This is a genomic window from Gordonia sp. DT101, assembly GCF_049844895.1.
Lineage (GTDB): Bacteria > Actinomycetota > Actinomycetes > Mycobacteriales > Mycobacteriaceae > Gordonia.
On sequence record NZ_JBNCLX010000003.1, the window covers coordinates 643,881 to 657,125 of the forward strand.

Genomic DNA, 13,245 nt, shown 5'->3' on the forward strand with positions numbered 1-13,245 from the left:
CGTACGTGGCGCCGATCTCAGGCCTTCCGGCGCGTCAGCGCTGTCCCATGTTCACGTAGTCGCGTTCGGTGTAGCCCGTGTACAGCTGACGCGGGCGGCCGATCTTGCCGGACGGATCCGCGTGCATCTCACGCCAGTGCGCGATCCATCCGGGCAGCCGGCCGAGTGCGAACAGCACTGTGAACATCCGGGTCGGAAAGCCCATTGCACGGTAGATGACGCCGGTGTAGAAGTCGACATTCGGGTACAGCTTGCGCTCGATGAAGTAGTCGTCGCTCAGCGCAACATCTTCGAGGCCCTTCGCAATGTCGAGCAGATCATCTTGCACGCCAAGTGATTCCAGGATCTGGTCGGCGGTCTTCTTGACGATCGCAGCACGCGGGTCGTAGTTCTTGTAGACACGGTGACCGAAGCCCATGAGCTTCACGCCGTCTTCTTTGTTCTTGACCTTGTTCATGAAGGCCTGGGTGTCGCCGCCGGACTGCTTGATGTCCTCGAGCATCTCGAGCACGGCCTGGTTGGCACCGCCGTGCAGCGGACCCCACAGCGCGTTGATGCCGCCGGAGATCGACGTGAACAGATTGGCCTGTGACGACCCCACGAGACGCACGGTCGAGGTCGAACAGTTCTGTTCGTGATCGGCATGCAGGATGAACAGCATGTCGAGGGCTTTGGCGACCTTCGGGTCGACCTCGTACGGTTCGGCCGGGAAGCCGAACGTCATGCGCAGGAAGTTCTCGACGAGGCTCAGCGAGTTGTCCGGATAGAGGAACGGCTGACCGGCCGACTTCTTGTACGCGTAGGCCGCGATCGTGGGCAGCTTGGCCAAGAGTCGGATCGTCGACAGCTCGACCTGCTCGGGATCCTTGGGGTCAAGCGAGTCCTGGTAGTAGGCCGAGAGGGCGTTCACCGCGCTCGACAGCACCGGCATCGGGTGGGCGTTACGCGGGAAGCCGTCGAAGAAGCGCTTCAGATCCTCGTGCAGGAGGGTGTGCCTCCGGATCTTGTCCGTGAAGTCCTCGAGCTGCGCGGGCGTCGGCAGCTCACCGTAGATGAGCAGATAGCTGACCTCGATGAAGGTGGACTTCTCCGCGAGCTGGTCGATCGGGATACCGCGGTACCGCAGGATGCCTGCGTCACCGTCGATGTAGGTGATCGCCGACTTGGTCGACGCGGTGTTGACAAAGCCGCCATCGAAGGTGGTCAGGCCGGTCTCGGCGAGGAGTTTGCCCAGTCCGACCGAGTCGGAACCCTCGGTGGCCTTCAGGATCGGAAGCTCCAGCTGACCACCGGGGTAGGTGAACGTCGCTGATGCCGTATCGGACGCCTGGTCAGCTGGGACTGTTTCAGCGGACACACGAACCCCTTTACTCAGGTGAGAGTCTTGTACTACGCAGATCCGGGTAAGGATGCTGTTGCTTATCAACGTAGTCGCTTCGCAGCTCGCCCGCCCACGGAGGGTCCGCGCCCGGCCGTGAAACGGTGACGGCGGCTACCTGACCTGCGAACTCAGCGGTCGCCAGCCACTCTTCGGCACTCAGTTCGGCCACTGCGCGAGGTGAGAGCGCGCCGAGGTTCTCCAGGTGGCGCAGCACTCCACCGACGACGCTGTCCCCTGCTCCGATCGTGTCGCTGACCTGCACCTTCGGCGCCGGTGATGTGACCGCCGCCGCAGCTGTGGTCACCGTGATCCCGTCCGGACCGGCGGTCGTGATCACCGCGGTGACGCCTGCGGCGAGCCAGGCGTCGGGGCCGGTGCCCGCCGGACCCGCCGAGAGCCAGTCGGCGTCCTCATCGGAGAGTTTGACGATGTCCACCGCGTCCATCCAGGACGCGAAACGACGCCGGTACGCGTCGTGGTCGGCGATCACCGCCGGCCGGATGTTCGGGTCGATCACCACGAGACGCCCTTCGTCGTGACAGCGGCGGATGAGCGACTCGTACACCGACGCACCGGGTTCCAGCACCAGCGACAGGGTGCCGAAACACACCGCCGCGACGGTCTGCGGGAAGACTCCCGGCTCCTCGACCAGACGGTCGGCCGTGCCCTCCACGTAGAACGAATAATGCGCGGCGCCGTCGGTGCCGATCGTCGCGAGCGCCAGCGAGGTCGGCTCGCGACGCCGTTGCACGTGCCCGGTTCCGACCCCGCCGGCCTGGAGCGCTGCGACGATCGCGTCGCCATAGGTGTCGGTGGACACCGCCGTACACAGCGAGACGGCACTGCCCAGCCGGCCGAGGGTCACGGCCACGTTGAAAGGGCCGCCGCCGAGTGCCGGCTGGAGCGCGGCCAGTCGGCCGGTACCGACCGGTGTGCGGGCTGCGACGACGTCGACGAGTGCTTCGCCGCAGATCACGATCTCACGCATCAGGACACCTCCGGAGTTGCCGACAATCCTGCCATCGACGGCCGACTCCACCGGCACTATTCGTCGATGCACCGGTAGGTTGTGCACATGCGAGAGTTACCCGCCGGGCCCGACGCGGTGCTGCTCGACTTCGCCACCGACCTCGACTCCGCCACCGACACAGCGCCGCTGCACGCTGTCGGCACGGCGGCGGCCGCGTTGCGGCGTGCCGTACAGGCCGGAACCCTGCACGCCATCGAGGTGATCCCGACCGCGCAGACGCTGCTGGTGCAGGCCGAACCCGGCCGCGGGATCGACGTGCTGGGTATCCATCGCGCACTGCGGACCTCCGTGGCGCCCGGCGCCACCGACGACTCGACCACCTCCGAGATCCGCATCCCGGTCTCCTACGACGGACCAGATCTCGCCGACGTCGCCGATCTGCTCGACCTCAACCCGGACGAGGTCTCCGCGATCCATCGGGACACCACCTGGCAGGTCCAGTTCATGGGATTCGCACCTGGATTCGGTTATCTCGTCCCGCAACAGAACTCAGATCATCCGTTCCGGGATGTGGGCCGTCGCAGCGAGTCGCGGACCCGGGTGCCGGCCGGGTCCGTCGCCATCGCCGCCGGCTACAGTGCCGTCTACCCACGGGTCAGCCCGGGCGGTTGGCACCTGATCGGGCACACCGAACAGTCGATGTGGGACGAAGACAATTCTCCGCCGGCACTTCTCGAACCCGGCACACTCATCTGCTTCGTCGACGCCGACGCCGGATCGTGAGGACTCCGGCCGTGAAGTCCGTCACCGTGCTCGACCCGGGCCCGCTGTCGACCGTGCAGGATTTGGGCCGATCGGGTTATGCACATCTCGGCGTGCCGCGTTCGGGCGGCGCCGATCGCTCATCGCTGACGCTGGCGAACCGCCTCGTCGGCAATCCCGAATCCACCGCCGTCATCGAGACGACGTTGGGCGGGTTACGGATTCGCGCACACGGGACCCTGGTGATCGCCGTGACCGGTGCGCGTGCGGAGGTCCGCGTCGACGGGTCTCCGGTCGGCAATGCCGCCGCGGCCCCCCTTCCCGACGGCGCCGAACTCACCATCGACACACCCACCCGAGGCTGCCGCAACTACGTGGCCGTCCGCGGCGGTTTCGACGTGACCGCGGTACTGGGCTCCCGTTCCACCGACACCCTTTCCGGCCTCGGTCCCGAACCGCTCGCCGCCGACGTCGAAGTCCCTATCGGGCACGCCACGGCTCCATGGCCGGCGATCTCCGCCGCGCCGGTCGACAATGGCGAGCCCGAGGTCGTCACCCTCGAGGCGTCGGACGGTCCACGTCGAGAATTGGTCGAGGAGCCCCGGGACCTCACGCACGGGATCTGGGAGGTCAGCCCGGACAGCAATCGGGTCGGCGTGCGACTGGACAGACCGGCCGAGTCGGACCACCCACTCGTCGTCCATCGCGCCGATGCCCCCGAGCTCGCCTCCGAAGGTGTGCCGCACGGTGCCGTGCAGGTCCCACCGAGTGGACGACCGGTGATCTTCCTCGCCGATCACCCGGTGACCGGTGGCTATCCGGTCATCGCGGTGCTCACCCCGGCCGCTGTCGACCACGCCGCCCAACTCGTCGCGGGACAACGGATCCGATTCCACCGTCGTTGACAGTCCGGCTGAGACGATCCTAGACTTTCGTCTCATGACCGAGGTGCTGACGAAATCTGCGGACGCCACGACTGACGGACCCGAGGGCGCCCCGACGCCGCGGCCCGAGGATTACGCACCACTCGGACCGGACTCGCTGACCTGGCAGATCTGGGGCACCTGGACCGGCATGTTCCAGGGCCTGTGGGCCGGCTCGATGCAGAACATGCACCCGAAGCTCGGGGCGGCCGTCTGGGAGCATTCCGACTTCTTCGGTGAACGATGGCAGCGACTGATGCGCTCGCTCTACCCCATCAGCGGTGTGGTCTTCGACGGCGGCACCGCGACCGGCCGTGAGGTGCGCGACTATCACCGGGACATCAAGGGCCAGATGGAGGACGGCACGCGCTACCACGCGTTGGATCCGGACGTCTTCTACTGGGCACACGCTACGTTCTGGTATGGCAATGTACGGCTCTGCGAACGCTTCGGCCCGTGGCTGACCGAGGATCAGAAGCGTCAGCTCTTCGAGGAGTCCAAGGCGTGGTACGCGATGTACGGCGTGTCGATGCGACCGGTGCCGGACACGTACGAGGACTTCCTCGAATACTGGGACTACATGTGCCGCAACGTCCTTCGCGACCATCCGGCGGTCCGGACCGTTCTCGACATCGGACAACTGCCGCCGCCCCCGTTCCTGCGGTTCATTCCGGAGACGTTGTGGTTCCGCTACATGGCCGAGACCAATCAGCGCTTCTTCACCTGGCTCACCACCGGTTTCTACGACGAGCCGATCCGCGAGTTGATGGGGCTGCCATGGACCGACCGTGACGAGAGGCGCTTCCGCCTGCTGGGCCGGACGATCAACCTCGTGATGCACCGCCTGCTCCCGAAACGCTTTCTGCGCCATCCACGTCCGCGCGACGCATGGGATCGGGTCGATGGCCGGGTGGCCCCCGACGCCCCGCTCGTGGAGACGCCGGCTCGTAATCTCCCACCGGAACCCGAGCGCGACAACCCGATGCACTACTGCCCGGTGCACGCTGCGCGACGGGCCACCTATCCGGGCCGCGTCAGCGAGAACTGATCCCCGGCCTCCCCGCCGATCGAGTACGAACCGAGCGCAGCGAGGACCGGCATCCTCCCCGCCGATCGAGTAGGAACCGAGCCCAGCGAGGCCCGGCATCCTCCCCGCCGATCGAGTAGGGACCGAGCGCAGCGAGGACCCGTATCGAGATCTCCCGGCCTGCAACAGATTCCCTACTGCTGTCCCAGCCCCCGGCGCATCGCCTGCCGCACCCGCTGCGCCTCCCGGCGCGCATACGGATTCGATTGTCCGGCACGGGAGCCGGCCAGTTTGGCGCCGATGTGTTCGCCCACCGTGATCGGCGAGTAGCGGCTTCCGGCGCCGACGCAGGACGGCAACGTGGAGATGGTGGCGTCGATGTTGCCGTCATGGAAGAACGCGGCGGATCGCCTGCGCTCGACGGTCCCGTCCACCACCGGCGGTTTGACGCGGTGCAGCGTCGACATCCACCGCTCGTTCGTCCAGCGCGCCATGAGGTCACCGAGGTTGATCAGCAGCGCCCCGTCGGCGGGTTCGACGTCGTGCCAGACGCCGCCGCGATCGAGCACCTGCAGCCCCTTGACCTGATCGGCCCACAGCACCGTGACGATGCCGTAGTCGGTGTGCTCGCCCATCCCGGTCAGCTCACCGTCGAGTTCCACCTCGCCGGGCGGCAGGGCGTAGTTGTTCATCCGGAGCACGTCGAGCGAGTGATCGGTGTAACCGTCGAAGAAGTCCGGCGGGAGGTCAAGTGCGTCGGCGAAGATCCGGGTCAGCGTGTGTGCCACCCGTGCGTCCTCGGCGAAATACGCCGACACCGCAGCCTCGAAATGATCCACGGCCGGCCACGTGTTGCCGGCGTACTGATCCTCCGGCAGTTCGAGACCCGGATAGTTGGTCGCCTCCACTCCGACGTTGAAAGCCTCGAAGAAGTCGTTCATCCGATCGGCAGGCTCGACGCCAAGGCTCAGTGACAACGACTCCGACTTCGGTGGCGCGTAGCCCCGGTTGATCTCCGGCGGGGTGCGGTAGGCCTTCTTCCGCTCCAGTGGCAACGCGAAGAAGTCGTCCATCACGGCCGTGAACTCGTCGATCACCACGGACGGGATCTGATGCCCGACGATCTGGATGAACCCCACGGCACTGGCGGCATTGTCGATCTGGTCGGCGACGACAGCACGATCAGCCGCACTTCCGTTGCCGGTGTACGGGGTGATGTCGATGATGGGCACCGAAAAGGTCCCCGCGGGGTTGTCGACGACCGCGCTCATGGCACCCATAGTGGCATCGAATCGCCGACCTCGCTGATCAGCCGATACGTGCTGTCGCCCGCGTGTCGGGCATGCCGCCTGGGGCATTCCCGACAAACACCCCGGAATAACGCCCGCCCAACCGGGGGTTCACCGGCGTGTCGTCAATGGTGTGCCTGCGCACGGCGTAACTCTGGGGGCTTTGCGGGGTCAGGCGTGCTGACCGACGCGATATGCGACGAACGCCGGGATCGCCAGAGCGGCAACGATGGTCAGCACGACGACCAGGAGTCCACCCGCTGTGGTGGTCACCGCGACCCCGATCGAGGCAGCGGCGGCACCGTGGACGACGTCGGCGATCCGCGGGCCACCGGCGACCACCACGGTGAACACTCCCTGCAGGCGGCCACGGAGGTCGTCGGTCGCCGCGGCCAGCAGGATCGACTGGCGGAACGCCGCCGACGCCATGTCGGCGGCACCACCGATCATGAGGAAGACCAGTGCCACGGGCAGCATCGGCAACGACGTGCCGCCGGCAAAGCCCACGGCGACGCCGACACCCGCCATGGCCAGGCCCCAGACGATGACGCACACGATGACCGCGAGTCCCTGCCGCTCGACGCGACTGACCCACCCGGAGAAGATGCCGCCGACGACGGCCCCGGCCGAGATGGCGGTGAACAGGAGCGCGAACGCGATGCCGCCGCCGGATGGCCCGCCGAAGTTCTCGTGCGCCATCTGTGGGAAGAGGGCACGGGGCATTCCGAAGATCATCGCGATGAGGTCGACCAGGAACGACGCCATCAGGATCTTGTGGCCTGCCAGGTATTTGAGGCCGTCGATGACCGACCGCAGACCGGGAGTCTTGGGTCGGTCGTCGCCCTCTGGCCGCAACGACGGCAGCAGGATGACCGCGAGGAGCGTCGGCACCAGGAAGACGGTGTCCACGAGGTAGAGCAATGAATACCCGAGCCATGGGATCAGGGCACCACCGATGAGCGGACCCGCGATGGCACCCGCCTGCATCACGGTCATGTTCAGCGACAACGCCGCGGGCAGTTCGCGATCCGGCAACAGCCGTGGCAGCACCGCACTGCGGGTTGGCTGGTTGACGGCGAAGAAGGCCTGCTGAACGGCGAAGAGCGACAGGATGATCCAGACATTTCGAACACCGGCGGCAGCCTGCGCCCAGAACAGGGCGCTACAGGCGATGAGCCCCAGTGTCGAGATGATCAGCAGGGTGCGGCGATCGAAGACGTCTGCCAGCGCGCCGCCCCAGAGTCCGAACACGACCAGCGGGACGAGTCCGAAGATGCCGGTCAGTCCGACATATGCAGAGCTACCGGTGATCTGATAGATCTGTGCGGGCACCGCGACCACGGTGAGCTGTGCACCGATGACCGTGACGATGTTCGCGAGCCACAGACGTCGGAAGTAGGCGTTGCGCAGCGGCGTGGTGTCGGCCAGGAGTCTGGCCATCAGGGCTGGAGTCTTTCCGCCCGCCAGCCGTCGTCGAGCAACGTCAGGCGCACGCGGTTGTGCAGACGATTGGCGCGCCCCTGCCAGAATTCGACGACGGTCGGAACCAGGCGGAAGCCGCCCCAGTCGGCCGGCACCGGGATCTCGGCGCCGTCGTCGAACCCGCCGAACTCCTCCGCGACCGCCGCGGCCTTGGCCTCGAGATCGGTCCGGCTGCCGATCGGCCGGGACTGTTCGGAGGCGTAGGCCGAGAGTTGCGAACCACGCGGGCGGTTGAACCAGTAGGCATGGGTCTCCTCCATGCCGACGTGATCGACGCGACCGCGGACGTTGACCTGGCGCTCGAGCGCGATCCACGGGAACGTCACCGAGGCATACGGATCGGCGGCCAGGTGGCGGCCCTTGTCCGAGTCGTAGCCGGTGAAGAACACGATGCCTGCCGCATCGGCGCCCTTGCAGAGCACCGTCCGGGTCGCGGGATGACCGTCGGCGTCGACCGTGCCGAGCACCATGGCATTGGGTTCGGGGATTCGCGCCTCGATCGCCTCGCGCAGCCACACGGTGAACAGATCCACCCACGGCGGATCTCCGCGGAGCCAACTCGGGTCCAGGTTCTCGCGGATCCCGTCGGCGCCGGCTGCCCGGTCGCCCTCGCCGATGTTGGGCGGAATGCCACCGCCGTAGCCGACACGCATGTTCGGCAGGTCAATCGGTTCATCCGGCACGTGCGTGAGGCTACTCCCCGGACACGCCTGTTACTCCCCGGTACACCCCTGGGCGCGCGGCTGCCCTACAGTCCAAGTGGGTGCTCGGTCCGGTACGCCGGACATCACCGACAGCGCCGCCCACGATGACGTTTTTTCGAGATAGGTGGTCACCATGGCGAACAGTGTTCCCGACGATTTCGTCTCAGGACTGGAGGGCGTTGTCGCGTTCACCACCGACATCGCCGAACCGGACAAGGACGGCGGCAATCTCCGTTATCGCGGGGTCGACATCGAAGACCTGGTCGAGAATCACGTCACTTTCGCCGATGTCTGGGCGCTCCTGGTGGACGGCCGTTTCGGCGACGGCCTCCCCCCGGCCGAACCGTTCCCGCTGCCCATCCACACCGGCGACGTGCGAGTCGATGTCCAGGCGGCGCTGGCGATGCTGGCGCCGATCTGGGGATACCAACCGCTACTCGACATCGACGACGCCACCGCGCGCGCCAATCTCGCGCGGGCGTCGGTGATGGCGCTCTCCTATGTCGCGCAGTCGGCTCGCGGCATCCATCAACCGGCCGTCCCCCAGCACGTCATCGACGACTGTGACACAGTCACCGCGCGCTTCATGACCCGCTGGAAGGGCGATCCGGACCCCAAGCACATCCGGGCGATCGATGCGTATTGGGTCAGCGCCGCCGAACACGGTCTCAACGCCTCCACCTTCACCGCCCGGGTGATCGCGTCCACCGGAGCCGACGTCGCGGCCTCGCTGTCGGGAGCGATCGGCGCGATGTCGGGCCCGCTGCACGGCGGCGCACCGGCCCGCGTGCTGCCGATGATCGAGGAGGTCGAGCGCACCGGCGATGCCCGCGGCCTGGTCAGGGGGGTGCTGGACCGCAAGGAGAAGCTGATGGGCTTCGGTCACCGTGTCTACCGGGCCGAGGACCCCCGGGCCCGGGTGCTGCGCCGCACCGCGCAGGAACTCGACGTACCCCGCTACGAGATCGCGGCGGCCCTCGAACAGGCCGCGCTGACCGAACTGCGCGAACGCCGCCCCGATCGGGCCATCGAGACCAACGTGGAGTTCTGGGCCGCCGTGATCCTCGACTTCGCCGAGGTGCCGACGCACATGATGCCCGCGATGTTCACCTGCGGCCGCACCGCGGGCTGGTGTGCACACATCCTCGAACAGAAGCGCCTGGGCAAACTCGTCCGACCGGCCGCGATCTACACGGGACCGGCGCCGCGTCGTCCCGAAGATGTCGCCGGTTGGGGCGAATTGGTGAAGCCCGGCCTCTGACCCCCCTTGCCCTTGCCTGCCGTTCCGGCCGCACTTTCGGCTTCTGGCCGCAGGATCAGCTCGAAGCCGGAACACGGAACTGCGGCCAGAACCTCTGGCCGGTGTCGGCCTCAGCCGGTGTCGGCCTCAGCCGATGTCGCGACGGTGGAAGGCGAGTTGGGCGGCAACGGCGAACAGCGCTGCGATGGCCAGCAGCACCACGATCGGGAGCCATTGCATCGGTTCCAGCGGCACCGCCGGGGCGTGGGAGAACGGAGAGAGGTCGCGGGCCCACTGCGGCAGGCTGAACATCCCCGACAGCGGCCCGAGAAACAGCGCGGCGATCACCACCAGCCAGCCGACCGGGACCAGCATCGGCCGAAACGCGTAGAGCGCGACGGCGATACCACTGACGAGCAGCGCCGCCGGGATCTGCACTCCGGCGGCCGCGAGGTTGTCGCCCGCCGCGCTCCAACCCCCACCGGCCACGCCGTTACCCACCGTCATGCCGAGCGCGGCAGCGATGAGGATCACCACGACCCCGACAGCGGCGGTCGCCGCGTACACGGCCAGGTATCTCGATCGCGACGTCGGGGTGACGAGCAGCACCTCGGTGCGCGACGACACCTCCTCCGATCGCATCCGTGTCACCACATTGACCGACCACGCGCTCGCCGCCACGGCGAGGAAGGTCATCATCGTCGAGCCGAACAGCGTGCTCAGATCACCCTGCAGACCCGACTGCTCCAGCACCCGACGCATCTGTTCGTTGTCTCCGGCCAACTCGTCCACCGACGGTTGGAGAAATCCGATGACCAACGCGTACAACGTGATTGCTGAAGTCCACGAATAGAGCAACGAGCCCGACAACCGCACCGCGACGGCCCTGACCGACGACAACCTCGTCGATGACGCCGGCCCGGGACGTGGCGAGATCAATCCCGCGTCCAGGTCGCGCCCGAGGGCGAACCGGGCCGCAAGGCCGACGCCGAGGACCGCAACGGCGAGCGATGCGACGGCCGGCCAAGGGTTGTTCGCGCCGAACGGATCGATGAGTTCGGCCCACCCGACCGGCGTGATCCAGCGCAACCACGACCACGTGTCATCGACGTCGGCGACACCGCGCAGCACGTAGCCGGCGAGCACGATCGAACTCGCGGTCAGGTTGGCGATGTGCGACGTCTTGGCGATCTGGGCCGACACCAAGGCGACCCCGACAGCGGCCATCGCAGTCGTCACGTACTGCGCGAACACCGCGATCACATCGCCGACGCCGGCTCCCAGCGGGAACAGCATGACCGACATCCCCAGGGCGACGACCACGCAGAAGGCCGTCGACACCACGGTCGCCGCCCACAGCGAGGCCAACGGGCCGGTGGCGCCCGCACGAAGCAGTTCTGCCCGCCCGAGTTCTTCCTCCTTCCGCGTCTGCCGGACCACCATCATCACGGCGCACACCGCGAGCGCCGCGATCATGAACAGCCCGGCCCGCCACACGGTCACCGCGGCAGCGGAATCGACGTGGTCCAGTGGTCCGAGCAGGAATCGGAAGGCCGAGTTCGATCCGGCGCCGACCTGCAAGGCCGCTCGCTTCTCCGATGTCGGATACGAACTACTGATGGTCGCGGCGGTGGACAGGTTGATCAGCAGGAAGACCACCAGAGTGATCACGATGATCCATCGCTCGCGACGCGTCATCAGCCGCACGAGCCGACCGGACTTCGCGAGCAGGTCGCGCCCGCCCTCGGTCGATGAAGATGCCGGGGTGATCGTCGGCGCCGCCATCACGCCGGCTCCTTGTCGCCATATGCGTGCAGGAACAGTTCCTCGAGGCTCGGTGGTTCGACGGACAGGGTTCGGACGTCCAGTCCGGCCAGGGCGGTCGTGACCGCGGCCAGACCACCATCGGCCACCGTGAAACTCACACCGTCGCCGTCGGTCGTGAAATCGTGCACGTCCGGCAGGTCGGCCAGGCCCGACGCATCACCCTCGACCGTCGCCGTCACACGCGATCGACGTAGGTGCCGCAGCTCGGCGAGGGTGCCCGACTGAACCGTCTTCCCTGCACGGATGATGGTCACTGTCTCGCACAGCTCCTCCACCTCGGCGAGGATGTGACTCGACATGAGTACCGCCGACCCGGTACGGGCTCGTTCGGCGACACAATCCGCGAACTCGCGCGTCATCAGCGGGTCGAGTCCGGAGGTCGGTTCGTCGAGGATCAACAGCTCGGTGTCGGCGCACAACGCCGCGATCAGCGCGACCTTCTGGCGGTTCCCCTTCGAGTAGGTCGACGATTTCTTGGTGGGGTCGAGCTCGAATCGATCGATGAGTTCGGCCTTGCGCGTGGCAGATTCGACCCGCAGGTCACGCAGGGACAGCAGCAGGTCGATGCATTCACCGCCCGAGAGTTGCGGCCACAGACTCACGTCGCCCGGTACGTAGGCGAGGCGCCGGTGGATCGACACCGCGTCGGCGAGCGGGTCGGCACCGAACACCCGGACCCGGCCGCCGTCGTGCCGGTACATCCCCAGCACAACCCGGATCGTCGTCGACTTGCCCGCACCGTTGGGACCGAGGAACCCGGCCACCTCGCCACCACGCACCTGTAGGTCCAGGCCGTCGAGGGCCTGGAAAGACCCGAACCGCTTGCGCAGCCCGGTCACGTCGATCACCGGATCATCTTGTCGGGTCATCGTGTTCCTCTCGGTATGCCAAGACCGCGTCGAGCAGGGAGTCGTCCGCCATGACACCGTGGACGGCCACCTCGGTGGCGGGGACCACCACGCGGTCGACGTAGGACCGCAGGATCGCGCCCGCGTCCGCCCAGTCGTCCGGCGGGTGCATGACCACATCGACCAGCAACGCACCCATGGACTGGGCGACCATGTATCGGGCCCTTGCCTTCTCGTCGCGTGAGGGGCGAATCGTGCCGGCCGCCACCCCGCCTCGGAACGTCTCCTCGGCGTCGTCGGCGAGATGGCCGAGGAGTTCCCGCGCCATGTCGCCGCCCGCCTGCAGGCTGCGGATGAGGTAGACGATGCGGGGCCCGTCCTCCTCGATCGAGTCCATCTTGGCCAGCAACCCGCCGAAAGCCGTTGCACCCGGAGTTGTTTCGAGGCCTGCCTGGTTGGCTTCGCGGGTCTGCCGCAGCACATGCGCATCACACTCCGCCCGCAACTTCTCCTTGCTGCCGAAGTGATGGATCACCAGACCGGGGCTGACGCGCGCCGACTCGGCGATGGCCCGCACCGTCGCGGAGAACCCGTCACGGGCGAACACCTCGATGGCGGCGTCGCGCAGACGGGCTCGCGTGGTGCGGTCGTCGGCGTCCATTGAACGCATGTTCAGTACATTAAACGCACGTTCAGTGACGGTCAACACCCCCACCGATCCGTCCGGCGCCATCTCCCCAGATCATCCGCGTAGCCCCCACGAGGCCGCGCAGGCCGCGACCTGCGCGCCTG

The 13,245-nt window shown here is 67.2% G+C and carries 12 protein-coding genes; 4 read left to right on the forward strand and 8 right to left on the reverse strand.

Annotation, left to right across the window (positions count from 1 at the left end):
* Window positions 1-34 precede the first annotated feature (34 nt).
* Window positions 35-1,357: a citrate synthase gene (locus ACLQ3I_RS14285; RefSeq protein ID WP_425788928.1), complete on the reverse strand. Its 1,323-nt coding sequence runs from the start codon at window positions 1,355-1,357 to the stop codon at window positions 35-37.
* 10 nt (window positions 1,358-1,367) lie between these two features.
* On the reverse strand, window positions 1,368-2,369 hold the full coding sequence (locus tag ACLQ3I_RS14290; protein ID WP_425788929.1) for a carbohydrate kinase family protein: 1,002 nt from the start codon (window positions 2,367-2,369) through the stop codon (window positions 1,368-1,370).
* Between the two features lie 87 nt (window positions 2,370-2,456).
* Here ACLQ3I_RS14290 and ACLQ3I_RS14295 point away from each other — a divergent pair, with 87 nt between their 5' ends.
* Genes ACLQ3I_RS14295 through ACLQ3I_RS14305 form a run of 3 tightly spaced genes read left to right on the forward strand, consistent with a single transcriptional unit; the run spans window position 2,457 to window position 5,084 of the window.
* A complete protein-coding gene (locus ACLQ3I_RS14295) occupies window positions 2,457-3,134 on the forward strand; it encodes a 5-oxoprolinase subunit B family protein (RefSeq protein ID WP_425788931.1) in 678 nt (225 codons plus the stop codon).
* Window positions 3,135-3,145: 11 nt separating this feature from the next.
* The gene (locus tag ACLQ3I_RS14300; RefSeq protein ID WP_425802624.1) at window positions 3,146-4,018 is read left to right on the forward strand and encodes a biotin-dependent carboxyltransferase family protein; all 873 of its coding nucleotides are present in this window, start codon (window positions 3,146-3,148) and stop codon (window positions 4,016-4,018) included.
* A gap of 34 nt (window positions 4,019-4,052) precedes the next feature.
* The gene (locus ACLQ3I_RS14305) at window positions 4,053-5,084 is read left to right on the forward strand and encodes an oxygenase MpaB family protein (RefSeq protein ID WP_425802626.1); all 1,032 of its coding nucleotides are present in this window, start codon (window positions 4,053-4,055) and stop codon (window positions 5,082-5,084) included.
* 173 nt (window positions 5,085-5,257) lie between these two features.
* On the opposite strand, the gene ACLQ3I_RS14310 is transcribed toward ACLQ3I_RS14305, so the two are convergent.
* From ACLQ3I_RS14310 to pdxH, 3 genes are all read right to left on the reverse strand, one after another.
* Window positions 5,258-6,343, reverse strand: a complete 1,086-nt coding sequence (locus tag ACLQ3I_RS14310; protein ID WP_425802628.1) for an isopenicillin N synthase family dioxygenase — start codon at window positions 6,341-6,343, stop codon at window positions 5,258-5,260.
* Between the two features lie 180 nt (window positions 6,344-6,523).
* Window positions 6,524-7,792, reverse strand: a complete 1,269-nt coding sequence (locus ACLQ3I_RS14315) for an MFS transporter (protein WP_425788937.1) — start codon at window positions 7,790-7,792, stop codon at window positions 6,524-6,526.
* Window positions 7,792-8,487 (reverse strand): pyridoxamine 5'-phosphate oxidase, encoded by a 696-nt coding sequence (gene pdxH / locus ACLQ3I_RS14320; protein ID WP_425790465.1) that lies wholly within the window; start codon window positions 8,485-8,487, stop codon window positions 7,792-7,794. The genes ACLQ3I_RS14315 and pdxH overlap by 1 nt, the downstream gene beginning before the upstream one ends.
* A 184-nt stretch (window positions 8,488-8,671) precedes the next feature.
* Between pdxH and ACLQ3I_RS14325 the strand changes: the two genes are divergently transcribed.
* Window positions 8,672-9,799: a citrate synthase 2 gene (locus ACLQ3I_RS14325; protein ID WP_425788939.1), complete on the forward strand. Its 1,128-nt coding sequence runs from the start codon at window positions 8,672-8,674 to the stop codon at window positions 9,797-9,799.
* Between the two features lie 126 nt (window positions 9,800-9,925).
* Here the strand turns inward: ACLQ3I_RS14325 and ACLQ3I_RS14330 are convergent, their stop codons facing one another.
* From ACLQ3I_RS14330 to ACLQ3I_RS14340, 3 genes are read right to left on the reverse strand one after another with little or no spacing between them, the layout of a single operon-like run.
* Window positions 9,926-11,563, reverse strand: a complete 1,638-nt coding sequence (locus ACLQ3I_RS14330; RefSeq protein WP_425788941.1) for an ABC transporter permease — start codon at window positions 11,561-11,563, stop codon at window positions 9,926-9,928.
* Window positions 11,563-12,474 carry an ATP-binding cassette domain-containing protein gene (locus ACLQ3I_RS14335; protein ID WP_425788943.1) on the reverse strand — a complete coding sequence of 304 codons (912 nt, stop codon included), beginning with the start codon at window positions 12,472-12,474 and terminating at the stop codon, window positions 11,563-11,565. The genes ACLQ3I_RS14330 and ACLQ3I_RS14335 overlap by 1 nt, the downstream gene beginning before the upstream one ends.
* Window positions 12,458-13,123 (reverse strand): TetR family transcriptional regulator, encoded by a 666-nt coding sequence (locus tag ACLQ3I_RS14340; protein WP_425802630.1) that lies wholly within the window; start codon window positions 13,121-13,123, stop codon window positions 12,458-12,460. The genes ACLQ3I_RS14335 and ACLQ3I_RS14340 overlap by 17 nt, the downstream gene beginning before the upstream one ends.
* Between the last annotated feature and the right edge of the window lie 122 nt (window positions 13,124-13,245).

What these genes read in the sequence shown, in the direction of transcription:
- ACLQ3I_RS14335 (WP_425788943.1), bottom strand. Translation starts at nt 12,474, where the DNA reads ATGACCCGACAAGATGATCCGGTGATCGACGTGACCGGGCTGCGCAAG.
- pdxH (WP_425790465.1), bottom strand. Translation starts at nt 8,487, where the DNA reads ATGCGTGTCGGCTACGGCGGTGGCATTCCGCCCAACATCGGCGAGGGC.
- ACLQ3I_RS14310 (WP_425802628.1), bottom strand. Translation starts at nt 6,343, where the DNA reads ATGGGTGCCATGAGCGCGGTCGTCGACAACCCCGCGGGGACCTTTTCG.
- ACLQ3I_RS14295 (WP_425788931.1), top strand. Translation starts at nt 2,457, where the DNA reads ATGCGAGAGTTACCCGCCGGGCCCGACGCGGTGCTGCTCGACTTCGCC.
- ACLQ3I_RS14330 (WP_425788941.1), bottom strand. Translation starts at nt 11,563, where the DNA reads ATGGCGGCGCCGACGATCACCCCGGCATCTTCATCGACCGAGGGCGGG.
- ACLQ3I_RS14290 (WP_425788929.1), bottom strand. Translation starts at nt 2,369, where the DNA reads ATGCGTGAGATCGTGATCTGCGGCGAAGCACTCGTCGACGTCGTCGCA.
- ACLQ3I_RS14305 (WP_425802626.1), top strand. Translation starts at nt 4,053, where the DNA reads ATGACCGAGGTGCTGACGAAATCTGCGGACGCCACGACTGACGGACCC.
- ACLQ3I_RS14340 (WP_425802630.1), bottom strand. Translation starts at nt 13,123, where the DNA reads ATGCGTTCAATGGACGCCGACGACCGCACCACGCGAGCCCGTCTGCGC.
- ACLQ3I_RS14315 (WP_425788937.1), bottom strand. Translation starts at nt 7,792, where the DNA reads ATGGCCAGACTCCTGGCCGACACCACGCCGCTGCGCAACGCCTACTTC.
- ACLQ3I_RS14325 (WP_425788939.1), top strand. Translation starts at nt 8,672, where the DNA reads ATGGCGAACAGTGTTCCCGACGATTTCGTCTCAGGACTGGAGGGCGTT.